22 protein-coding genes and 1 pseudogene are annotated in these 22,750 nt (G+C 68.1%); 14 read left to right on the forward strand and 9 right to left on the reverse strand.

Annotated elements, in window-relative coordinates:
* The first annotated feature begins 12 nt into the window (after positions 1-12).
* From VMD50_RS13670 to VMD50_RS13690, 5 genes are all read left to right on the forward strand, one after another.
* On the forward strand, positions 13-561 hold the full coding sequence (locus tag VMD50_RS13670) for a thioredoxin family protein (protein WP_325428286.1): 549 nt from the start codon (positions 13-15) through the stop codon (positions 559-561).
* A gap of 84 nt (positions 562-645) precedes the next feature.
* Positions 646-891 (forward strand): DUF6480 family protein, encoded by a 246-nt coding sequence (locus VMD50_RS13675; RefSeq protein WP_325428287.1) that lies wholly within the window; start codon positions 646-648, stop codon positions 889-891.
* 135 nt (positions 892-1,026) lie between these two features.
* A complete protein-coding gene (locus VMD50_RS13680) occupies positions 1,027-1,242 on the forward strand; it encodes a ferredoxin (RefSeq protein ID WP_325428288.1) in 216 nt (71 codons plus the stop codon).
* The gene (locus VMD50_RS13685; protein WP_325428289.1) at positions 1,239-2,651 is read left to right on the forward strand and encodes an NAD(P)/FAD-dependent oxidoreductase; all 1,413 of its coding nucleotides are present in this window, start codon (positions 1,239-1,241) and stop codon (positions 2,649-2,651) included. The genes VMD50_RS13680 and VMD50_RS13685 overlap by 4 nt, the downstream gene beginning before the upstream one ends.
* 15 nt (positions 2,652-2,666) lie before the next feature.
* Positions 2,667-3,929 carry a cytochrome P450 gene (locus tag VMD50_RS13690; protein WP_325428290.1) on the forward strand — a complete coding sequence of 421 codons (1,263 nt, stop codon included), beginning with the start codon at positions 2,667-2,669 and terminating at the stop codon, positions 3,927-3,929.
* A gap of 6 nt (positions 3,930-3,935) precedes the next feature.
* On the opposite strand, the gene VMD50_RS13695 is transcribed toward VMD50_RS13690, so the two are convergent.
* The 3 genes from VMD50_RS13695 to VMD50_RS13705 all read right to left on the reverse strand — a co-directional run bounded on the left by VMD50_RS13695 (position 3,936) and on the right by VMD50_RS13705 (position 6,959).
* A complete protein-coding gene (locus VMD50_RS13695) occupies positions 3,936-4,790 on the reverse strand; it encodes an MOSC domain-containing protein (protein ID WP_414686062.1) in 855 nt (284 codons plus the stop codon).
* A gap of 85 nt (positions 4,791-4,875) precedes the next feature.
* On the reverse strand, positions 4,876-5,157 hold the full coding sequence (locus VMD50_RS13700; RefSeq protein ID WP_414686063.1) for a DUF732 domain-containing protein: 282 nt from the start codon (positions 5,155-5,157) through the stop codon (positions 4,876-4,878).
* Positions 5,158-5,606: 449 nt separating this feature from the next.
* Complete coding sequence (locus tag VMD50_RS13705) at positions 5,607-6,959, reverse strand: PPE family protein, SVP subgroup (RefSeq protein WP_325428293.1); 1,353 nt, start codon at positions 6,957-6,959, stop codon at positions 5,607-5,609.
* 197 nt (positions 6,960-7,156) lie between these two features.
* On the opposite strand from VMD50_RS13705, the gene VMD50_RS13710 reads away from it, so the two are divergent.
* Positions 7,157-8,200 carry a class I SAM-dependent methyltransferase gene (locus VMD50_RS13710; protein WP_325428294.1) on the forward strand — a complete coding sequence of 348 codons (1,044 nt, stop codon included), beginning with the start codon at positions 7,157-7,159 and terminating at the stop codon, positions 8,198-8,200.
* A 78-nt stretch (positions 8,201-8,278) separates the two neighbouring features.
* Here the strand turns inward: VMD50_RS13710 and VMD50_RS13715 are convergent.
* Both VMD50_RS13715 and VMD50_RS13720 read right to left on the reverse strand, forming a co-directional pair.
* Positions 8,279-9,788 (reverse strand): annotated as a pseudogene (locus tag VMD50_RS13715) (FAD-dependent oxidoreductase).
* 60 nt (positions 9,789-9,848) lie between these two features.
* Positions 9,849-10,610 (reverse strand): hypothetical protein, encoded by a 762-nt coding sequence (locus VMD50_RS13720; protein WP_325428295.1) that lies wholly within the window; start codon positions 10,608-10,610, stop codon positions 9,849-9,851.
* Positions 10,611-10,676: 66 nt separating this feature from the next.
* Here VMD50_RS13720 and VMD50_RS13725 point away from each other — a divergent pair, with 66 nt between their 5' ends.
* From VMD50_RS13725 to katG, 3 genes are all read left to right on the forward strand, one after another.
* Positions 10,677-11,927, forward strand: a complete 1,251-nt coding sequence (locus VMD50_RS13725; protein WP_325428296.1) for a L,D-transpeptidase — start codon at positions 10,677-10,679, stop codon at positions 11,925-11,927.
* Between the two features lie 183 nt (positions 11,928-12,110).
* Positions 12,111-12,515, forward strand: a complete 405-nt coding sequence (locus VMD50_RS13730) for a Fur family transcriptional regulator (protein ID WP_414686065.1) — start codon at positions 12,111-12,113, stop codon at positions 12,513-12,515.
* Between the two features lie 31 nt (positions 12,516-12,546).
* Positions 12,547-14,787 carry a catalase/peroxidase HPI gene (gene katG / locus VMD50_RS13735; RefSeq protein WP_325428298.1) on the forward strand — a complete coding sequence of 747 codons (2,241 nt, stop codon included), beginning with the start codon at positions 12,547-12,549 and terminating at the stop codon, positions 14,785-14,787.
* 60 nt (positions 14,788-14,847) lie between these two features.
* On the opposite strand, the gene VMD50_RS13740 is transcribed toward katG, so the two are convergent.
* On the reverse strand, positions 14,848-15,615 hold the full coding sequence (locus VMD50_RS13740; RefSeq protein ID WP_325428299.1) for a DUF1906 domain-containing protein: 768 nt from the start codon (positions 15,613-15,615) through the stop codon (positions 14,848-14,850).
* Positions 15,616-15,949: 334 nt separating this feature from the next.
* On the opposite strand from VMD50_RS13740, the gene VMD50_RS13745 reads away from it, so the two are divergent.
* Genes VMD50_RS13745 through VMD50_RS13755 form a run of 3 tightly spaced genes read left to right on the forward strand, consistent with a single transcriptional unit; the run spans position 15,950 to position 18,994 of the window.
* A complete protein-coding gene (locus VMD50_RS13745) occupies positions 15,950-17,179 on the forward strand; it encodes an MMP alpha-(1->4)-mannosyltransferase (protein WP_325428300.1) in 1,230 nt (409 codons plus the stop codon).
* Entirely contained in the window at positions 17,173-17,931 is a 759-nt protein-coding gene (locus tag VMD50_RS13750) for a class I SAM-dependent methyltransferase (protein WP_325428301.1), read from the forward strand. The genes VMD50_RS13745 and VMD50_RS13750 overlap by 7 nt, the downstream gene beginning before the upstream one ends.
* Complete coding sequence (locus VMD50_RS13755) at positions 17,918-18,994, forward strand: MMP endo-(1,4)-3-O-methyl-alpha-D-mannosidase (RefSeq protein ID WP_325428302.1); 1,077 nt, start codon at positions 17,918-17,920, stop codon at positions 18,992-18,994. The genes VMD50_RS13750 and VMD50_RS13755 overlap by 14 nt, the downstream gene beginning before the upstream one ends.
* Here VMD50_RS13755 and VMD50_RS13760 read toward each other — a convergent pair.
* Complete coding sequence (locus VMD50_RS13760) at positions 18,975-19,655, reverse strand: class I SAM-dependent methyltransferase (protein WP_325428303.1); 681 nt, start codon at positions 19,653-19,655, stop codon at positions 18,975-18,977. The genes VMD50_RS13755 and VMD50_RS13760 overlap by 20 nt on opposite strands.
* An 85-nt stretch (positions 19,656-19,740) precedes the next feature.
* Here VMD50_RS13760 and VMD50_RS13765 point away from each other — a divergent pair, with 85 nt between their 5' ends.
* Positions 19,741-20,421, forward strand: a complete 681-nt coding sequence (locus VMD50_RS13765) for a cutinase family protein (protein ID WP_414686064.1) — start codon at positions 19,741-19,743, stop codon at positions 20,419-20,421.
* Here the strand turns inward: VMD50_RS13765 and VMD50_RS13770 are convergent.
* On the reverse strand, positions 20,418-21,377 hold the full coding sequence (locus VMD50_RS13770; RefSeq protein WP_325428304.1) for a GAF and ANTAR domain-containing protein: 960 nt from the start codon (positions 21,375-21,377) through the stop codon (positions 20,418-20,420). The two genes, VMD50_RS13765 and VMD50_RS13770, sit on opposite strands and share 4 nt — an antisense overlap.
* A 145-nt stretch (positions 21,378-21,522) precedes the next feature.
* Entirely contained in the window at positions 21,523-21,723 is a 201-nt protein-coding gene (locus VMD50_RS13775) for a hypothetical protein (RefSeq protein ID WP_325428305.1), read from the reverse strand.
* Between the two features lie 758 nt (positions 21,724-22,481).
* Between VMD50_RS13775 and VMD50_RS13780 the strand changes: the two genes are divergently transcribed.
* Positions 22,482-22,750: ATP-binding protein (locus VMD50_RS13780; protein WP_325428306.1), on the forward strand; the 269-nt coding region annotated here is incomplete at its 3' end.

Below are 22,750 nucleotides of genomic sequence, written 5' to 3' on the forward strand. Positions count from 1 at the left end.
AATCTGGCCGGTATGGCCATTGAGTCCACCATGCTTGCCCTCGGCACCCCCGCGCCGCCGTTCTCGTTGCCCGATCCGGCCACCGGCGCCACGGTCAGCCTCGACGACCTCACGGGTCCGGCGCTCGTCGTCACCTTCATCTGCAACCACTGCCCGTACGTCAAGCACGTCGCCGCCGGGCTCGCCGCGCTGGGCCGCGACCTCGCGGACAAGGGCGTCGCGATGGTCGGCATCTCCAGCAACGACGTCGCCACCTACCCGCAGGACGGGCCAAAGCAGATGGTAGCCGAGGCCCGCGGCCACGGCTGGACATTCCCGTACCTCTACGACGAGACCCAGGATGTCGCCCGCGCCTTCTCCGCGGCGTGCACGCCCGACACCTTCGTCTTCGACGGCGAACGCCGGCTCGTCTACCGCGGGCAACTCGACGACTCCCGCCCGGGAAACGGCAAGCCGGTGACGGCCGCCGACGTCCGGGCGGCCGTCGACGCCGTGCTCGCCGGGCGACCGGTCGACCCCGATCAGCGGCCGTCGATCGGGTGCGGCATCAAGTGGCGTTGAGCGCCGCCGGCACGGGGTAGGTCGCGGCCCCTTCGTTCGCGCTTCGGTTTGGCTGCCGCTTGGGCGGGTATCGCCAAAGAACCTATGACCGCGCAACCTCCCGACCCCGATCCCACGCAGACCCCGGGCCTCGACCCGGGCGGCGGCGTCCCACCGGGTACCACCCCGCCGGCGGCCCCGCAGACCTCCGGTGTGGCCGAGCGCCAACCCCCCAATACCCGGCGGATGACGCCCAGCGCGGTACTGACCGTCGTCGGGGTATGCGTCTTCGCGGTAGTGTTCATCGCGGTCGCGGTGCTGCTCGTCATGAAAATCGTTGGCGTGGGCTGAGGTCTCCGGGTGCCTGACAACGCCGCGCGCCCAGGCCGGCCGGGCGAGTTTGTGCGATGCCTGTCGCGGCCGGTCACTGCCAAGTAGTCTCTGCGCGCGGGGGGTCAGATAGCCCACGGGCGGAAGGCTCGGGATATGCGGTTGGTGATCGATCTCAACAAGTGCCAGGGCTACGCCCAGTGCGTCCCGCTGGCGCCCGAGGTGCTCAAGATGGTCGGCGAGGAGGCGCTGGCCTACGACCCCAACCCCGACGACTCCCAGCGCCAGCGCGTATTGCGCGCGGCGGCGTCCTGCCCGGTGCAGGCCATCATCCTGGAAGTCGATCCGCCCGCCGACCGGACCACCCGATGACGGCGGCTTCGCTCGTCAGCCGGCTCGTCGACACGTTCAAGGCCGAGGGCCGCATCGTCATCGTGGGGGCGTCGCTGGCCGGCCTTCGGGCCGCTGAAGCCTTGCGGGAGAAGGGCTTTCGCGGCCCACTCACGATCATCGGCGACGAGCCGCACGAGCCCTACGACCGGCCGCCGCTGTCCAAGCAGGTCCTCAAGGGCTGGGTGCCCGCCGATCACACGAAGCTGCCCCGGTTGCGTCCCGTCGACGCGAATTGGCGCCTGGGCGTGGCTGCGGCGGGCCTGGACCGATCCAATCGTCAGGTGCTCCTGGCCAGCGGCGAGCAGGTGGATTACGACCGCCTGTTGATCGCCACCGGCACCAGGGCGCGCCCGTGGTTCAACGCGGACGAGGCCGCGCTGCAGGGGCTGTTCACCGTGCGCACGTGTGACGACGCCGCCAAGCTGGCCGCCGCGCTCAGGCAGCGACCACGCCGCGTGCTCATCGTCGGTTCGGGGTTCGTCGGCTCCGAAATCGCCTCCGTGTGCCGCGAGCTCGGCCTTGAAGTGACCGTCGCCGAGCGCGGCAAGGCGCCCCTGTCCGGCGCGCTCGGCGGCGTGATCGGGGACATCGCCGCCCAGATGCAGATCGAGGCCGGGGTCGACCTGCGGACCGGGGTGGCGGTCGAGGGCCTCGAGGGCTCGGAAGGAAGAGCCGACGGCCACGTCCGCCGGGCGCGGCTGTCCGACGGCACCGTGCTCGACGTCGACGTGGTGGTGGCCTGCCTGGGCTCGATCCGCAACGTGGAATGGCTCGACGGCGCGCAGCTGGCGAGCGGGTTCTGGGGAGTGGCGTGCGATGCCGGGTGCCGCGCCTTCGACATCAACGGCGTGGTGACCGACAACATCTTCGTCGCCGGCGACGTGGCGCGCGCCCCACATGTCCTGTACGAGTACGAATTCATGTCTCAAGAGCATTGGGACAACGCGGTTTTCGGCGCGGAGGTGGCGGCCAACAACATGATCAGCCTGGAGATGGGAAGGCGGCCGCACCTGCCGCTGCCGTCGTTCTGGTCCGGCCAGTTCGGCGTCAACATCAAGAGCGTCGGGGTGTGCTCGTTCGGCGATGAGATCGTCTTCACCCAGGGCTCGCCCGCGCAGCGCCGATTCGCGGCCGCCTACGGCCGCCGGGGCCGCATCGTCGGGGCGGTGACGTTCAACCACGGCAAGTGGCTGCCCTACTACGCGTCGCTGATCGAGCGGTCCGCGCCCTTCCCGCCGCCCCCGCCGGGGTACGACCGCCCCGCCATCTTCGAGCCGATGCCGGCCCGATTCCCCGACCCGCGCGAACCGACCGCGCTTCCCGACGTGGTGCTGACCGGCCACGACCCCACCTCCCGCGGTGCCGAATTCCGGCCCAGAAGCCGCTGAGCCCAGGAGCCGACGATGGACGCCGAAACCGCCTGGGCCGAGGCGATGAAGTTCGAGAACCGCCCGAACCCCTACCCCTACTTCCGGGAGCTGCGCGAGACGCCGGTGGTCAAGGTCGCCGACGGCACGTATGTCGTCACCGGTTATCGCGAGTTGCTCGCGTTGGCCCACGACCCCCGGATCAGCTCCGACATCAGCCGAAGCCCGGCCGCCCTGGGCGGCGAAAAGCCCTCTCCCGGTAGCGAACACATGCAGGCCTACGGCCGCGCCCCGAGCATCATCGTCTCCGACCCGCCCGATCACGACCGGGCGCGCCGGCTGGTGATGCGTCATTTCGGTCCGCCGCACTCCCCCGACCTGATCCCGGGCATGGAACCGTTCGTCGTGCAGCTCGCCAACGAGATGCTCGACAGGGTCAAGGCCCGCGGCAAGACCCGCCTGGACGTGGTGGAGGAATTCGCCTACCCGATACCCGTCGCGGTCATCTGCAAAATTCTGGGCGTGCCCGTCGAAGACGAGCCGATGTTTCACGCGTGGATCTTCGACTTCATGATGGGCAGCGACCTCGGCCCGGAGGGCGCCACCGAAGAGGGCCGGGCCCTGGCCGAAAAGGGCCGTGCCAGCACCGCCGCATTGCAGGACTACCTGGGTGGCCTCGTGGGTAAGTACGCGCAGACACCCGGCGAGGGCCTGCTGTCCAGGCTGCTGCACGACGACGGGCCCGACGGCCCGATGTCAGTGCAAGAGACCACGTCCAACGCCATGCTGCTGTTGGTCGCGGGCCACGACTCCACGGTGAACACCATCACCAACTGCGTGATGACGCTGCTGCGCAACCCCGGCTCGTGGGATCTGATTCGGCAGCGTCCGGAGCTGATCCCGCGCGCCATCGAGGAGGTGCAGCGGCTGCAGTCGGCGGTGCAGTTCTTTCCCAGCCGCAGCGCCACCGCCGACATCGAGATCGGCGGCACGCTCATTCCGGCCGGGTCGGCGGTGCACCTCATCTACGCGGCGGCGAATCGGGATCCGCGGCGGTTCGACAACCCGGACCGCTTCGATCCGCTGCGTGAGGACAACGAGCATTTCGGTTGGGGCAGCGGCATTCACACCTGCATGGGCGGCCCGCTGGCGCGCCTGGAGGTCAACCTCGCGCTGGAAATCTTGCTGCGCCGTCTCGCGTCTCCGAAGCTGGTCGTCGACCCGCCACCGTATCGGCACAACCAGGTGTTCCGTGGGCCGCGACACCTGTGGGTGGACTTCGCCGCGGTCGCCGACTGAAAGTGGCTATGCCCCAACGGAGACGGGGTCACCGACGCGGATGATGCCCTGCGCCAGCACCTCGAGGTACGCGCCCGCGCACGGCTGCGGTCCGTGACCGCCTGTGTCCCAACGATTCTCGGCCGCCGGCGTGCGAAGCGCCTGCGGGGCTCGCGGCAGCGGGCCGTGCTCGAGGGTGGGCACCACGCACCGTGACGTGGATGTCAGGGCCCGCAGCCGCGCCTCCCCCACCACGATTTCCCGGCCGATCCAGTCGTTTTCACCGTACGGCGGGTAGCCCGGTGGCGTCGCGATCACCAGGTTCGGCCGGTAGCGCAGCGCCTCGACGCCGATGTGGTCGAGGGTGGCCGTGGTGATCGCATGCAGCGGGGCCTCGTCGGTGAACGAGTCGCCCGGGGTCGCCTGGGCGATCTCGAGGATGCGGCCCCCGACCTCGGCTTCGGATGCGTCCAACCCGAGCTCCAGCAGCTTCTCCGGATCCGGACGTTCCAGTGTTGCGCCGGCCGGCCGCTGTCTGACCAGCCGGACCGTCCGTCCCAGCAACCGTGACAACGCGTCGTCGACGCCGGGGTCGTCGGACGCGACGTTCGTGCCGTCGGGCAGCCGGATGCGCACCCGGCCGGCGCCCGCGTTGGCGGTGCATTTCAGCAGGTCACGCCACAGCCGTGCCTGCTTGGCGCTGGCCACGTGGCCGGTCTCGGTGTCGATGAGCGCCAGCCGCCGGTCATCCTCGGCGCCGCCCTCGTTCACGAACAGGCTGTCGACGCTCTCGCCGAGCATCGACTTCACCGGGTACCGGCGCAGACTTTCCACCCGCAGTCGTCCCGCGGCAACGCCGGTAAAGGCCGTCGGCTTCTCCACCACCCATCCCCACCGAGAGACGTTGCATCGATCGTCGGGGGAAAGAGTATGCGGTTACGACCGCCGGTTGTAAGGCCGGGAACGGTTAATCCGGGCAGTAGGTCGACTCCGCCGCGCTGACCCAGCCGGTCATGTCCGCGAACGAGAAGCCCTTCGAACTCATGCCGGAGTGCAAGTCGGCGGCGATCGCATCCGGCGTTTTGCCGGCCATCCGATCGGCGCAGACCGCGTGCCCCATTGCGATCATGTCGTTGTCGCTCGACGAGGGCCATGAGAATCCCAGGTTCTTCAGTTTGCCCAAGTAGGCGTCGTCCGTGGCGTCGGCCGATGCAATCGCGGTGCTTGCGGTCAGGGCGACGCCAACCATCACCGGGATAGTCAGTTTTGCCAGCCAGCGAGGTGCAAACATTTCGTGCCCCTTCTTGTTCGACGTCCAAGGTGTCGCCAGTATATGGGTGTTCACGCTGAACGAATATTAAAAATATCGAAACTCGTGACGGGCCGATTAGGAGGTCACGACGATCGATTCCTCGCCGGTGTGCCAGGCATTCGTGAAAGCGGCGATTGATCATGATCACTCGGGAAGATCGGTCGGAGATCCGATTGCGGACAAACGTAGCACCTCCGGCGCGCACTCTTAGCGGAAAAATCGCACAGCCGGCTCTCATATATCCGGGCGCCGCGGAGAAGTGGCAACAAGCGGTTAACCGGCGGGCGTAAATGCGACGGCGTCGAATACGCCGGGTTACCGGTCGGACACATCTCTATTTGCCGTCAAATGGTAACTATTGCCCTGATCGACAATTTGCTATGGGCTTAATGAGCCAGCAGGCGTTTTTTCTGCGCGGTGAATTCCTCGTCGGTGAGCACTCCCGCGTCGCGCAGGGAGGCCAGCTCGCGCAGCTCGGCGGCGATGCTGGTGACCGGGCCGCCGCACGGGGTCTCCGGTGGCGCCTCCTTGTCATCGGCCTTCCCACTCGTCGTGGGCATCCCGATCCGCTCCCGCCGGCCGGGACCACCGCCGGCGCCGCCGGTACCCGCCATCGCGCGCCCGGCCATGCCCGCCAGCGCCATCTGGCTGAACAGGCTCCCCGCGCTCCCGGCGGAGGCCTCCGCGGCGGCCGCGCCGGCTGCCGGTAACGCGACCGCCAGCGGCCGTATCATCGTGGTCTCGTAGGTCCAGGCCGGTGGAACCGACAGCGCCCCAACCGTTTTCGCTTCGGCCAGGCCCGCTTGCACCGCCGATCCGCCCGCCAGGTTCGTGATCACGGGGAATGGTGTCGGCGGCACCGGCGCCGTTCCGGGCCAGGCCTGGATGCCCGCCCAGCCGCTGACGATGTCATCGGTGTGGAAGCCGGTCAGGGCCCCGACCACGTCGAAGGGAAGAGCCACGAGCGTCCCCGGCGCGTCGATACCAAGTCCGGCCACGCTGGCCGGCGCGTCGAGGAAAATTGCGATCAGGTCGCTGATTAGGCCCAGCACGTCCAGCGGCGTCGCTTGGGCCGGCGTCGCCGCCACGCTGGTCAGCGCATTGGGTACCGCGGACATGGCCTGCGGGACGCCCGACACCGCGGCCTGCACGTTGCCCGCGGAGGTGCCGGTGGCCTGTCCCACGGCCGCGGCCTGGGCGGCCGGCCCACCGGCGTTGGCGTTGCGCGGCAGCGGCGAGAACGGCGTCAGCGCCGTCGCCAGCGCCGAGGCCCCGGCGTAGCCGTACATCGCGACCGCGTCCTGGGCCCACATCTCGGCGTACTGCGCCTCGGTGGTCGCGATCGCCGGGGTGTTCTGGCCGAAGATGTTCGTCGCGACCAGGGCCAGCAGCAGGCTGCGGTTGGCCGCGATCACCGGGGGCGGCACCGTTTCGGCGAACGCCGTCTCGTAGGCGGCGGCCGCGGCCTTGGCCTGGGTGGCGGTCTGCTCGGCCTGCACGGCAGAGACCCTCGTCCATGTCACGTACGGGGCGGCCGCGGCGGCCATCAATCCCGCCGACGGGCCGAGCCAGGGCCCGGCGGTCAAGGCCGCGAGCTCCGATTGGTAGGAACTAGCCGCCGAATGCAGCGCGGCGGCCAACCCGTCCCAGGCCGTCGCGGCAGCCAGCATCGGCCCCGATCCGGGACCGGCGTACATGCGCGCGGAGTTGACCTCCGGCGGCAGTGCTGCGTAGTCCATGTCGTTCCCTCCGATCGGTTCGAACCGCCAGGGCGTCGGCGGCTCCGGTGACGCATACTGGGCGGCGCAGCACTTCCCTCAGTAGTACATGTCCGGCACGTAAATGTTGCCGTTACCACGCTAAACAAACGTGTTAAGGCTCGGTGTCGGGGGCGGCCACCGTGCGGCCACGGACCGTGGTCGTGTAGAAGAGTCTGGTGGACGAGCCACCCCCCAAATCGTTCGATCGGTCGGCGCTGCGCGACGCGATGGTCCGGCGGTTGTATCGCCGATCGCTGGCCGAGGGCCAGATCACCGTGCCGGCGGTCCCGGGCATGATCGACGAGTACCTCCAGTTGTGCGCCAATCTGTGCGCCACGCTGGGCGTTCCGTACACACCGGAACAGTCGATGCAGCTCCGGAAGGTGCTGGAGGGCGAGCTGGCGAAGGCGTTCAAGGCCTCCCAGCGTTCCGACATCGCCATCTCGTTTCAGCTTCCCTTCGGAACCGGTCTGAATTACCAAGTCAAAGCCGAATGGCGGACGGTCGAGGCGGACTACGACAACTGGGTGGCGACCCGGCCGCCGCCATTGTTCGGCACCGAACCCGACGCGCGCGTGGTGGCGCTGGCCCGCGAAGCGGCCGACCCCACGACGTTTCGGGTGCTGGACGTCGGCGCGGGAACCGGCCGCAATGCGCTGGCCCTGGCCCGGCTCGGGCACCCCGTGGACGCGGTCGAGATGGCGCCGAAGTTCGCCGACGTCATGCGCTCGGAGGCCGAACGCGAATCGCTCGGCGTGCGCGTCATCCAAAGCGACGTCTTCACGGCCGTGGAGGGTGTCCACGGCGAGTATCAGTTGATGGTGCTCGCCGAGGTGGTGCCCGACTTCCGGACGACGCACGAGTTGCGGGGTCTGTTCGAACTCGCCGCCGACTGCCTGGCACCCGGCGGACGCCTGGTGTTCAACACCTTCCTGGCGCGACCGGGCTACACCCCCGACAACACCGCGCGCGAACTCGGGCAGCAGTGCAACACCATGATCTTCACGCGGGACGAGGTGACCGGCGCCGTAGCGGAGTTGCCCCTCGAGCTCATCGCCGACGACTCGGCCTACGAGTACGAGAAGGCCCACCTGCCCGAGGGCGCCTGGCCCCCGACGGGCTGGTTCGAGGGGTGGGCCAGCGGCCTCGACGTGTTCGATGTCGCGCGCGGCGAGTCGCCGATCGAGTTGCGCTGGCTCGTCTACCGGAAGTCGGGCTGAATCGCCTTGCGCCGAACGTGAATTCACGGCGAGAATTCGGCGATTTTTTCGCCCTGAGTGCACGTTCGGTGCAGAATTTTAGGCGGTGAGGTCGCGGGTCGCCGGTCCTTCCAGCAGGGCGCCGTCCGGCGCGAACCGCGAGCCGTGCAGCGGGCACTCCCACGCCTGGTCGGCGTCGTTCCAGTTCACGATCCCGCCCAGGTGCGGGCACACCGGCGACACGCGGTTCTCGGTGCCGTCCACGCGGCAGCGCGCTTCCAAGTGCCACGGGGGCCCGCTCACCACGCCGCCCTCGCCGTTGACGGGGCTGCGACGGCCGGTGCGTAATGCCGGCGTGATCCAGCCCTTGGCCAAGTCGAACCCCACCTCGGCGTTGAACTGCATGGCCGTCAGCAGACCCGACAGCTCGTGGGGGCTCCAGCTGGCGAACGCGCTGGACCAGTCCATCCGCCCGCCCAGGATGCGGCTGGACAGGGCCAACGCCGCGGCCGGGCCGTTCGTCATGCCCCACTTGTTGAAACCCGTTGCGACGAAGATGGTTTCGGTGTTCGTTCGGCAGGATGGGCCCGACGTACGGCAAGTGGTCGATGGGCGTGTAGTCCTGCGCCGACCAGAAGTGGGTCTGCACGGCGCCCGGATAGTGCTTGCGCGCCCAGTCCGAGAGTTCCGCCAGGGACTTCGACGGGCTCTTCTTGCGACCTACCGTGTGGCCGGCGCCGCCGACGATCAGCCGCTCCCCGTCGGCGACGGGCGCGTAGCGCACCGAACGCGTCGGCGAGTCGGCGGAGATCATCATCGGCCGGGTGATGTTGCCGGGGACCTTGAAGGCCAGGCAGTACGACCGGCTGGGCTTCACGCGCGCGAAATAGCCGCCGCGATCCAGGATGGGGATTCCGGTGGCAAGCACCAGCTGGCCGGCCTCGAGCTCGACATCGCGTTGCGCCGCGTCGTTGACGTGCACGCGCACGCCCTTGCCGCGCCAGGACACCCGCCGGACCCGGGCGTGCTCGACCAGCCGTCCCCCACGGCCGAGCAGCTCGGTGGCCAGTGAGTCGAGAAACGGCATGGGGTCGAACTGCGCCTGGTCGCCAAGACGCACGCCGCCGTGGTACGGAAACGGCACGTCCGCGTCGTCGTCCCACACCGCGGGCAGGCCGATCGCCTGGCAGGCCTTCAGCTCTGCGCGGGCGGACAGGACGCCCTTCGCGGACTGGGCATAGGTGTAGGCATCCTCGCGCTGCACCGCGATGCCGTGCTTCTCGCAGTGCTGCAGCACCCAGTCCTGGCCCTCTTTGTTGCCGTCCACATAGGCCCGCGCCACGTCCCTGCCGTGCCTGGGCAGGAGCTTCGACAGCTGGGTGCCCTGCAGCAGGCTGATCTTGGCGGTGGTGTTTCCGGTTGCGCAGGCCCCGACGGTGCGCGCCTCCAGCACCAGCGTGTCCATGCCGGCGCGGGCCAGCAGGACGGCGGTCATCAGCCCGGTGATCCCGGCACCGACGACGATGACGTCGGCGGCACGGGGACCATCATCAAGCTGGCTTGCAGCCCAAGGCTGTTCGGCACGGTCGGCCAACCATAAAGAAGTCACGGGTGGGCTGATACCCGCGGAGCGCCGGGGAAAACCCGGCCGGCGCCCGCGCGGTCGCGGTCACGCCCGGTTGAGCTGAGCTTTCGCCCCTTTGACCGATTCGGCGGCGGCACGGCCGGCCCGCTCTGCTTTGTCCAAGGCGACTTCGGCCTTGTCGAGTCGGCGTTCGGCTTCGCGCAGGGCCGCGCGCGCTTGGTCGCGTCGCTGCCGGGCCGTTTCGCGTTCGGATTTCCGCCGCGACAGGGTCTCGTCGGCTTCGGCCTTGGCCCGCTCGGCGTAGGTGACGGCCGCCTTCAGCTTGTCCAGGCGCCGCTGCGCGGCCGTGCCGGATCGCTTCGCGGGCGGCAACGCGGGCGCCGCGTCGCCGATGCCGAAACCCGACCATCGCTCGGGCTTGGCCAGCCGACCGAGCCGCTCGGTGACGTCGGGGTCGGCGATCGCGGCCTGCAGGGTGCCGGTCAGGTCCTCGCGCACCGACGCCGACGGCCGCTTCACGTCGGCCGCTTCTAACGCCGCCCGGGCGAGTTGCTCGATCAGTTTGCGTTGCTCGGCCGACAGGTCGCGGATGCGTTCGCCGTCCATCTCGGCGTGCGCGGCCCGCAGGCGGTCACCCAGGTCGGCCAGGCGCTTCTTGGTGTCCTTCCGGCCCAGCGCGAGCCGGTTGACGATCCAGGCCGCCGTCGTCGGTTTGCGCGCCGCCGCGATCCGCTTGGCGGCCGCCGCGTCGCCGCGCTTCTTCGCCTCAGCGACCAATTTGGTGCGCTGCGCGGTGAACGCGTCGGGTTCCACCCAGTACAGACTGTCGAGTTCGTCGTCGGACATGGCGCCATGATCCCTCGCGAGCGAGCGTCACGTTTCAGGGCGAACGCGCTGGGCTATTTGATGCTCATGCCCGCAAGCGATGCAAACAGGGGTCTGGCAGCTTGGCCTCGCCGGTTCCTGTTGGCCGTGCTCGTCGTTTTCGCCGTGGTCGGCGCGATCCTGGTGGGATCGTGCTCACGCCACGGTGCCGCATCGAAAACCCCTGCCGCGGCGCAAATAACGATCACGCCCGGCGCAGGCGCACACGACGTCGACCCGGTCGCGCAGGTCACGGTGAAAGCCGATGCGGGGACGCTGACCGACGTGCGCATGGTCAACGAGAGCGGCAAAGCGGTCCAGGGCGTGATGACCCCGGATAACACCGTCTGGAAGCCCACCGTCCCGCTGGGATACGGGCGCACCTACACGCTGACCGTCACCGGGCGCGGGGCGAATGGCGTTGCGGCTACACAGGTCTCGTCGTTCTCGACGCTGAAGCCGTCCAACCAGACCAAGGTGTCGTTCACCACCACGTCGGAGGCGGCACTGCACGACGGCGGCAGCTACGGCGTCGGAACCGTGGTCGTGGCGCACTTCGACGAGCAGATCACCGACCGCGCCGCCGCGGAGCGGCAGCTCAGCGTGACGACCAACCCGCCGGTGCAGGGCTCGTGGTTCTGGGTCGACGGTCAAAACGCTCACTGGCGGCCCGAGCATTACTACGCCCCGGGAACGACCGTCACCGCCGAGGCCAAGATCTACGGGATCGCTTTGGGCGACGGCCTATTCGGGCAGGATGACACCCGGGTGTCGTTCCGGATCGGCGACGCGCACGTATCCATCGCCGACGACGCCACCCATCAGGTCAGCGTGTTCGACAACGGGGCGCTGGTCCGCACGATGCCCACGTCGATGGGGATGGGCGGCACCGAAGACATCGCCGGGCACACCATCTCGTTGTGGACCCCGCCGGGCATCTACACCGTGCTCGGCAAGGGCAACCCGGTCGTGATGGACTCCTCGACATTCGGACTGCCCAAGAATTCGCGCCTCGGGTATCGCGAGACCATCAACTGGGCCACCAAGATCAGCACCGACGGCATCTACCTGCACGAGCTCGACGCGACGGTGTGGGCCCAGGGCCACCGGGACACCTCGCACGGGTGCCTGAACCTCAACGCCGACAACGCAAAGTGGTTCTACGGCTTCTCGGTGCCGGGCGACGTGGTCGAGGTCCGCAACAGCGGCGGACCTCCGTTGACGCTGGCCCAAAACGGCGACTGGACGCTGAGCTGGGACCAGTGGCGCAAGGGCAGCGCCCTGCAGCCGGCCTCCTAAGCCGGGCTGTCGATTGCGCTCGGGTACAACGCCATTCGGCCCTCTGCGCCCGCTCCAAACCCGGACGGGCAACGTTCAACGCCTATTCGGCAACACGCAGCCGGGAAAGTCTTGACTGATTCCAAATAAGGGAGTGATATAGACCACGTGTCCTCATCGGCGAGTTACGCGGACCTGCTGCGGATGGCCGATCTTCGTGTGACCCGGCCCAGGGTCGCCGTCCTAGAGGCCGTGGATGCCAACCCCCATGCCGACACCGACACGATCTTCACGGCGGTGCGGGACGGTTTGCCAGACGTTTCGCGGCAGGCCGTCTACGACGTCCTCAGCGCGCTGACCGCCGCGGGCCTGGTTCGCCGGATCCAGCCACTGGGGATGGTCGCCCGCTACGAGGCCCGAGTGGGCGACAACCACCACCACGTCGTGTGCCGCTCCTGCGGGGCCATCGCCGACGTCGACTGCGCGGTCGGTGAGGCGCCGTGCCTGACCCCCTCGGACGACAACAACGTTCTGGATGGCTTCGTCCTCGACGAGGCCGAAGTCATCTACTGGGGCCTGTGCCCCGATTGCTCGACCGCGGACTCCTAGATTGCAGCCCTATCACCCCGAAAGGAATGTTGTGCCATCCGATACATCTGAAAGCCGTCCTCCCCACGACGACACCAAGACGGCGAGCACCAGTGAAAGCGAAAACCCGGCAATCCCCTCCCCCAAACCGAAATCCGATGCGCCCCTGACCAACCGGGACTGGTGGCCGAACCAGATCGACGTATCGACGCTGCACCCGCACTCGCCGCAGGCTAACCCGCTCGGCGACGACTTCGACTACGCCGCGGAGTTCGCCAAGCTCGACGTCGACGCGCTGAAGGCGGACGTGATCTCGGTGATGACCAACTCGCAGGACTGGTGGCCCGCCGACTACGGGCACTACGGCGGCCTGTTCATCCGGATGAGCTGGCATGCCGCGGGTACCTACCGCATTCACGACGGCCGCGGCGGCGGCGGCCAGGGCATGCAGCGCTTCGCCCCGATCAACAGCTGGCCGGACAACGTGAGCCTGGACAAGGCCCGCCGATTGCTGTGGCCGGTCAAAAAGAAGTACGGCAACAAGATCTCCTGGGCGGACCTGATCATCTTCGCCGGCAACTGCGCCCTGGAGTCGTTTGGGTTCAAGACCTTCGGCTTCGGGTTCGGCCGCGCGGACGTCTGGGAGCCCGAGGAGATCCTGTGGGGTGCAGAGGACACCTGGCTGGGCACCGACAAGCGCTACTCCGGTAAGCGCGACCTCGCCCAGCCCTACGGCGCGACCACGATGGGTCTGATCTACGTGAACCCGGAAGGCCCCGAGGGCAAGCCGGATCCCATTGCCGCCGCGATCGACATCCGCGAGACGTTCGCGCGGATGGCGATGAACGACGAGGAGACCGCCGCGCTGATCGTCGGCGGCCACAGCTTCGGCAAGACGCACGGCGCCGGCAGTGGCGATCTGGTCGGTCCCGAGCCGGAGGCCGCCCCGATCGAACAACAGGGGCTGGGCTGGAAGAGCTCCTTCGGCACCGGCGTGGGCAAGGACGCCATCACCAGCGGCCTGGAGGTGGTCTGGACGCCCACGCCGACCAAGTGGGACAACACCTTCCTGGAGACGCTGTACGGCTACGAGTGGGAGCTGACCAAGAGCCCCGGCGATGCCTGGCAGTTCGTCGCCAAGGACGGCGCCGGTGCGGGCACCATCCCCGACCCGTTCGGCGGCCCTGGTCGCGCCCCGACGATGCTGGTCACCGACATCTCGATGCGCGAGTCCCCGATCTATCGCGACATCACGCGTCGTTGGCTGGACCACCCCGAGGAGCTGACCGAGGCGTTCGCCAAGGCCTGGTACAAGCTGCTGCACCGCGACATGGGTCCGATCAGCCGCTACCTGGGGCCGTGGGTCCCCGAGCCACAGCTGTGGCAGGACCCGGTTCCGGCCGTCGACCATGAGCTGGTCGACGAGAAGGACGTCGCGGCGCTGAAGCAAAAGGTGCTCGACTCCGGCCTGTCGGTCCCGCAGCTGGTCAAGACGGCCTGGTCCGCGGCGTCGAGCTTCCGGCGCACCGACAAGCGGGGCGGCGCCAACGGGGCGCGGCTGCGCCTCGAGCCGCAGCGCAACTGGGAGGCCAACGAGCCCTCGGAGCTGGACAAGGTCCTGCCCGTGCTGGAGAAGATCCAGCAGGACTTCAACGCGTCGGCGTCGGGCGGCAAGAAGATCTCGCTGGCCGACCTGATCGTGCTGGCCGGATCCGCGGCGGTCGAGAAGGCGGCCAAGGACGCCGGCTACGAGATCTCGGTGCACTTCGCGCCCGGGCGGACCGACGCCTCCCAGGAGAACACCGATGTGGAGTCGTTCGCGGTGCTCGAACCGCGCGCCGACGGGTTCCGCAACTACATCCGCGCCGGCGAGAAGGCGCCGCTGGAGCAGTTGCTGCACGAGCGGGCCTACCTGCTGGGCGTGACCGGTCCGGAGATGACGGTGCTCGTCGGTGGCCTGCGTGCGCTCAATGCCAACCACGGCGGCAGCAAGCACGGCGTGTTCACCGACCGGCCGGGCATCCTGACGAACGACTTCTTCGTCAACCTGGTCGACATGGACAACGCGTGGAAGACATCGGAGACGGCGGAGAACGTCTACGAGGTGGTCGACCGCAAGTCGGGCCGGCTCAAGTGGACGGCCACCGCCAACGACCTGGTGTTCGGGTCGAACTCGGTGTTGCGTGCGCTGGCCGAGGTCTATGCCCAGGACGACAACGAGGGGAAGTTCGTCGAGGACTTCGTCGCGGCCTGGGTCAAGGTCATGAACGCCGACCGGTTCGACCTCAAGTAACGCCCGGATACGACGCGACGCCCCGCAAGCCACCGGCTCGCGGGGCGTCGTGCGTGGGTGTCAGCGCGTGAAATCCCACTGGCCGTAGTCGGGGGCGAGGACGTCGTCGACGTCCACGTTGATCCCGCCCAGCAGGGGGCCCGGGTTCGACGGGCTGTTGACCACGGCCTGATAAAGCACCGCCGCCGGTTCGCGCGCCCCGTTCGACCACGATCTCGTCTGCCACGCCCACCGGTGCCCCGGCGTGCTCGAATTCCCGATGACACCGTCGCGGATCGCCCACCCGCACGCCTGGGCATGCCCATAGATGCCGCTGCGGCCCACGCCCAGTACCGAGTTGATGCCTCGAAACCATTGCACGCCAGAGGTATTCCAAAAATTCTGGTCGATGTTGTCATCGATGCTGAAGAAGATGGGGGCCGAATCAGGCCCCCCGGCAGCGGCGTGCAGCCGCTGCGCCGTCTGGGCATCGGCCACGCCGCCGTCGTAGCCGCGGGTGGAGTCCGACGGGTCGGGCCAGCCGGGCTTGCCGTACTGGAAGTTGCTGACGATCTGCAGGCCCGCGGCGCGCAGCGCGTCCGCGTACTGGCGGGTGATGGGCTTCGCCTCGAAGTTCGCCCCCGGCCGCGACTCGGACACGTAGTTGATGACCCCGCCGTAGCCCGCGGCTTTGATCTCGTCCGGCGCGATCCTGCGCTCGGCGAAGTCGATCAGCCTGAGGTCGGCGGCTCGCGCCTTCGGCTCGTTGACCGGCGCGGCCACCGCCCCTACGCCCAGGAGAACCGGTGCGGCGAATTTGAGGATGTCGCGTCGCGAGACCGATCGCACGGCGCGATGGTAACAAACTCACCTTCCGAGGCTGCGCAGCAAAGGATCACATCCGCCACATGCGTCCCTGCCGAAGAGAACATCCGCTCTGTCCACCTTCGAGCGACAAGCAGGCTGTCGCTCGAAGGTGGACAAACCGTCCCCCGGCCCTAAGAGAGGCGGGTGTGGCGGATGTGACCAACCAATAGCGCGCTGCCTCGTTGCGTCATTTAGGTGGGCGAACTATAGTCTGGACACATGTCCAGTTTGCTGTCGCGGGGTTCGGGAGTCCGTTGAGAGCGATGGATCGGGGGGCGGTCGTCCGCGTTCTTTCGTCGGCGGATAAGAGTTGAGTATGCGAATTGCCCTGCTGTCCTATCGCAGTAAGGACCATTGCGGCGGACAGGGCGTCTACGTGCGCCATCTCAGCCGCGGCCTGGTCGAACTCGGCCACGACGTCGAGGTGTTCTCCGGCCAGCCCTATCCGGAACTGCTCGATCCGCGGGTGCGGCTGACCAAGGTGCCCAGCCTGGATCTCTACCGCGAACCCGACCCGTTCCGGGTGCCGCGGCCCAGCGAGATCCGCGACTCGATCGACCTGCTGGAACTTTTGACGGTGTGGACGGCGGGCTTCCCCGAACCGCGGACGTTCACCATGCGCGTCGCGCGGCTGCTGGCCGAGCGGGCCGACGACTTCGACCTCGTGCACGACAATCAGAGCCTGGGAACCGGTCTGCTGGCGATCGCCGACACGGGGCTCCCGGTGGTGGCCACCGTGCACCACCCCATCACGCGCGACCGGGTGCTCGATGTGGCCGCCGCGCGGTGGTGGCGAAAGCCGTTGGTGCACCGCTGGTATGGGTTTTCCAAGATGCAAGAGCAGATAGCACGCCGGATCCCCGACCTGCTGACGGTCTCATCGTCGTCGGCCGCGGACATCGTCGCCGACTTCGGCGTCTCCCCCGAACAACTGCACGTGGTGCCGTTGGGGGTGAACACCGAGCTGTTCCAACCGGGTTCACAGCCCCGGCAACCCGGCCGGGTCATCGCGATCGCCAGCGCCGACACCCCGCTGAAGGGCGTCCGCACGCTGCTGCACGCGGTCGCCAAACTACGTACCCGCCGGGACCTCGAGTTGCGGCTCGTGGCCAAGGTCGAACCCAACGGCCCCACCCACAAACTCATCGCCGAACTGGGAATCTCGGACATCGTCCACATCACCAGCGGGCTGTCCGACGAAGCGCTCGCCGCCCTGTTCGCCTCGGCCGAGGTCGCCTGCATTCCCTCTCTCTACGAAGGGTTTTCGCTGCCCGCGGTGGAAGCCATGGCGAGTGGAACGCCGATCGTGGCGAGCCGGGTGGGTGCGCTACCCGAGGTGCTGGGCACCGACGGGGCCTGCGCGGAGCTGGTGCCGCCGGCTGACGTCGACGCCCTGACCCGTGCGCTCGGCGAGCTTCTCGACTCGCCGGACAAGCGCCGCACCATGGGCAAGGCGGGCCGCAACCGCGCGATCAACGTGTTCAGCTGGGAGGCCGTGGCCGCTCAAACCGTGCGGGTCTACGAGCGGGCGATCGCGCGATGCTGACGGTCGAATTCGACCGGCTCGGGATCGGGCCGTCCACCAAGGTGATCGACGTCGGGTGCGGGGCGGGCCGGCACGCCTTCGAGGCCTATCGGCGCGGCGCTGACGTCGTCGCCTTCGACCGCGACGCGTCCGAATTGCGTTCCGTCGACACCATTCTGCGCGCGATGGCCGAAACCGGGGAGGCGCCCGCGGCGGCTTCGGCGAAGGTCGTCCTCGGCGACGCGCTGAGCCTGCCCTACGCCGACGAGACGTTCGATTGCGTCATCGCCTCCGAAATCCTGGAACACATCCCCCGCGACGACGCGGCCATCGCCGAACTGGTCAGGGTGCTCAAAGTCGGTGGCACCCTGGCGGTCAGCGTCCCGCGCTGGCTGCCCGAGCGGGTGTGCTGGCTGCTTTCCGACGAATACCACGCCAACGAGGGCGGCCACGTGCGCATCTACAGGGCGAGCGAGCTGCGAGACAAGATCGCCGGCGTCGGTATGGAACTGACGCACAGCCATCACGCGCACGCGCTGCACGCCCCGTTCTGGTGGCTGAAATGTGCTGTCGGCGTCTCGAACTCCGAGCATCGCGCGGTGGCCGCCTACCACAGGCTTCTGGCGTGGGATCTGATGCGGCGGCCCAGGGCCACCCAGCTGGCTGAGTCGCTGCTCAATCCGCTCGTCGGCAAGAGCGTCGCGATGTATTTCACCAAGCTGAATCAGACGAAAAGCGAAGCGGCCCTGGGATATTCAGTTGCATCGGGGTAGCGCGCCGGCCGTTCCGGGTGTTCTCACTCCCGACCAATGCCGGCAGACCGCGCTGTCGATAGCCGCCACCCAGGAATCGTCGGGCGCCATCCCCTGGTTCGCGGGTGGGCACACCGATCCGTGGGATCACGTCGAATGCGCGATGGCGCTCACGGCCGCCGGGCTGCTGGAGCCGGCGCGGGCCGCGTTCGAGTGGAGTCGCCGCACGCAGCGGCCCGACGGCTCCTGGCCCATCCAGACCCGGGCGGGGGTCATCGAGGACCCCAACAGCGACAGCAACTTCTGCGCATACATCGCCACCGGCGTGTGGCATCACGTGCTGATCACCGGCGACAGGTCGTTCGCGGCCCGGATGTGGCCGGTGGTGCACAAGGCGATCGATTTCGTCATCGATTTGCAGTTCGGCTACGGCGAGATCGCTTGGGCGCGAAGCGAAGACGGACTGGTGCCGGAAGCGCTGCTGACCGGGTGCGCCAGCGTGTTCCACAGCATCCGGTGCGCGCTGGCATTGGCCGTCCTGGTCTCCGAACCGCAGCCGGAGTGGGAACTGGCGCTCGGGCGCCTGGGCCATGCGATCGCCGCGCATCCGGAGGTGTTCACCGAAAAGGACCGCTACTCGATGGACTGGTACTACCCGATCCTCGGCGGTGCCCTGCGCGGCCCGGCGGCCGCCGCGCGAATCAAGGAGCGCTGGGACGACTTTGTGGTCGGCGGTCTCGGCATCCGCTGCGTCGGCGATCGGCCCTGGGTGACCGGCGCCGAAACCTGCGAATTGGTGATGGCCCTCGACGCCATCGGCCACCGGTCCGCCGCGCGTCGGCAGTTCGCCGCGATGCAGCACCTGCGAGAAGAGGACGGCTCCTATTGGACGGGCCTGGTTTTCGCCGATGGGAAGCGCTGGCCCGAGGAGCGCACCACCTGGACCGGCGCGGCGATGATCCTGGCGGCGGACGCGTTGTCGGACACCACCGCGGGCGGTGGGGTCTTCCGCGACGACGGGCTGCCGATGGGGCTGCAGACGGACTTCGACTGCGAATGCGTGGTTACCGGTCCCGGGTGGTGATGATGGCCTCTCCCGCCCACCCGCCGGTGCGTTCGAGGACCCGCAGCGACCCGGTGGCCGAAACCTCCCGGAACTGACCGGAATCCATTGCACGGCAATAGATGTAGTAAGGCGGGCGCCCGCCGTCGCGCGGGTCCGGGAACACGTCGTGGATGAGCAGCGCCCCGCCGGCCTCCACCCACTTCGCCCAGCCGTCGAAGTCCTCGGTCGCGGCCTTCTCGGAGTGGCCACCGTCGATGAACAGGAACTGCAGCGGTGTCCGCCAGCCGCGGGCCACAACCGGTGACTTGCCGACGATGGCGACGACGTGGTCGTCGAGCCCCGCAGCGTCGAGCGTGCGGCGAAACGTCGGCAACGTGTCGAAGAGCCCGGTGACGTCGTCGACCAACGAGGCGTCGTGATACTCCCAGCCGGGCTGGTGCTCCTCCGAGCCGTGGTGATGGTCGATCGTGTACAGCACGCCGGCCGTCTGCTGCGCCGCAGCCCCGAGCAACAGGGTGGATTTGCCGCAGTAGGTGCCGATCTCGACGCCGACGCCGCCGCTGAGGTACCGCAGCGCGGCGTCGTAGAGCGCGCGGCCCTCGTCGGGCGGCATGAAGCCCTGCACCTGCTCGGCCATCGCGAACAGGCGCTCGGTTGAAATGGCGTCGGCGCGGCTCATCAGCCGAACCTATCGGTCGACCCCATCGCGCCGTCGGGGTGGTCAAAGGCGAGCGGCCTGGTCGAGATCGCTTTACGATCGTGCTGTGCGCGCATTGCCTGCCCGCAAGTGCCTTGATATCGGCCTGGCGGCGGCCGTGATCGCGGCCGCGCTGCCACTGGCCGCCTCGGTGCTGCCATCGGCCCTGCCCCGCGCCGCCGCGGCCAACTGCCCCCCGGTGCAGGTCGTCTTCGCCCGCGGCCGCTATGAAGCGCCGGGGACGGGCGCACTCGGCAACGCGTTCATCAGCGCGCTGCGATCCAAGGTTTCGAAGAACATCGGCGTCTACGCGGTGAATTACCCCGCCGACACGCAGATCGACATCGGCGCGAACGACATGAGCCACCACCTCCAAAGCATGGCCAACGACTGCCCGAACACCCGCCTGGTGCTGGGCGGCTACTCGCTGGGCGCGGCGGTCACCGACGTGGTGCTCGCGGCGCCCATCAGCGCTTTCGGTTTCGACAGCCCGCTGCCGCCGGGGATCGATCAGCACATCGCCGCTGTCGCGCTGTTCGGCAACGGAAGCCAGTGGGTGGGTCCGATCACGAACTTCAACCCGATCTACAACGACAGGACCATCGAGTTGTGCCACGGCGCGGATCCCATCTGCAACCCGGCCGACCCGAACACCTGGAAAGAAAACTGGCCGCAGCATCTCGCCAGCGCGTACATCGATGCGGGCATGGCCGACCAGGCCGCCGACTTCGTCGCCGGCAAGCTTTAGCCGACCAGTCGGGCGGCCAGCTCCTCGAGTGCGATGCCGCGCTGGGCTGCGAGCGAGACAAGCACGTCTTCGGCATGACCCGGTTCGACGCCGTAGCGGTCGGAGAGCAATCGGGCCGCCGCGGCGATGCTCGCCGCCGGGTCGACTCGGTCCGCGGTCCGACGGTCACCGGCGCACTTCAGTTTGGCGGCCGCGGCCCGATGGACCTCGCCCACTATCGCCGGCAGGACCGCACCGTCGTACCACTGCAGCCAGCGACCGCACTGATTGGCCAGCATCCGGACATGCCGCAGGTCGGCCTCGTCCGGGACGGCATCACGGTGACGCTGATGGGTCGAGACGACACCCAGGACCTTCCCGTCGTCGTCGACGATGGGGGTGGACACGCACGAGCTGACCTCGTTCGCCTGCAGTATTTCCCGGGCGGATGCGCTGAACAACGGCGAGCTGTCGACGTCGGCGACCACCACCTGACGGGCATCGCCCAACGCGTGCCCGCACGGCGTTTCGCGTTCGTCCACGTAGCTGAAAGCGTCGGCGAAGTCCTGGCCGAAACCACGCTTGCCTTCGATCTGCAACCCACCATGCACGGGGTCGCGCAGCTGAACGGTCCCCCGCTCGGCGCCGCAGCGGGTCACCGCGGCACGCATCAACTCCACGAGCACCTCGCTGCGGTTGGAGCACGCGCGGCCCCCGACGGTGAATGGCAACGGCGGTGGTGGGGTCGCCGGCCGCGATCGGCCGTCGCCATCGGGCGACAGCAATTCGGCGGCCACGGCGCGCAGCTTTACGTTGCGACGCTGAGAGACGTCCCGTAACACTTCGAAGGCTGCCTGCTCATCCAGCCCGTACCGGCGCTGTAGCTCCCCTATGGCGAGGCGAATAGTCGTTCGCGACAGCCTGGCTCCCAGGGACAGGGTCGCTGCCTTGGGTGCGTCGCCGGTAGTCACAGCCATCGGGTCCCCCTCGCTCATCACGGAGCGCGTCAATGAACCTTGGGGGACCGACTGCTTGATCAACCCAGACCTCGCTGGACCATACACCATGGTCACCGTGTCGTTGGTGGTACTTCCGGTTCCGGCCGTTCGGCCGGCGCCGATGTCAGGCTTCGTACGTGACCTGGTACCAGTGGCGCACCGGCTTGTGGCTGGTGTCCGCCTGACCGGTGTCCGTCGCGCTCACCACGTTGACGTCCCTCACGCCGGGATTGTGGGCCTCGACGTAGCGCTCCAGTTCGTGCAGAAGTGCGCTATGCGGTTGGGCCGGGTTGGCGAGCGCCTTGGTCCTGCGTGTTTCTGCCACATGAAGAATTATGCCCGCGCATTGGGGTTCTCGCAGCGTTCGTTGATGGGCTGTCTCGCAAGCGATTCCGTTAATGGGCGATTGCGGCGGTCGGCGCCGAAATGCGGGATTGTCGAAATGCGCCCTTAGGTAATGGTTGGTCGCGCAGTTCGGCGGCAGGCTTCAGGCCGGGGTATCCGTGCTCGAGTACATCTTGTACTCCGACCTGGGCCTTTAGCTGTGTTAGCTGCGAAAGTGGCGCGATAAAAGTGCTGGTCAGAGGGCTCGAGCTGTGCAAGCGGTGCGAGCTGACTCAGCAGTTTTGCGGACGGACTGCGGACGGACTGCGGGTTCCCATGCGCCGTTCTGGTTCGTAGACCAACGCCCGAAATACCTTGCCGCAGTTACGAATTGATTCTATGTTAAGCGGAATCAATTGGGCCAGGTGACATTTCGCTCGCCAGTGCCAGTCGGGTGGCGTTCCCGAGGTCCCCGACGGTCCGGTGCGCCGCTTCGTTGCGCTGCGGGCCGCTGCCACCCAGGTCGTCCCCAGGCGGCAGAGAAGCTCGGTAACTCCGAGTATTTCCCCGGCCTGGCTGTGTGACCCCCATCACTAAATCGCTGTGATGTTGTCGGCGCCCGCGCGCGCCGTTTGTGCGTTCAGCTGCTAGTTCTCAACTGGACCATGGTCCGATTTAGGGTACCCTTGCTGGTCGGCGGGGTTTTGCAGGTCTCTCATGAATCACCACAGATCCACACGCGAAACCGAGGCCGCCACTATGCGCACCCTGAAGAACGACCCGCGCGGAACTGCCGCGTGGATCGAACGCGAAGCCCGCGGCATGAACCCTCTACAGCTCTACCGCGAGTTTGTGCAGAACGGCATCGAAGCCCGCCTCTCCGACAAGTACGCTGTCGTCACCATCGACGGATGGACCGACCCTCAGACCCAACGCCGGCTGGCCCGCATCACCGACAACGGCTGCGGCATGAACAGGCAGCAACTGATCGAACGCCTGACCAATCTGCACGGGCAATACAAGGCCGA

Source organism: Mycobacterium sp., from assembly GCF_035506235.1.
Taxonomy (GTDB): Bacteria; Actinomycetota; Actinomycetes; order Mycobacteriales; family Mycobacteriaceae; genus Mycobacterium.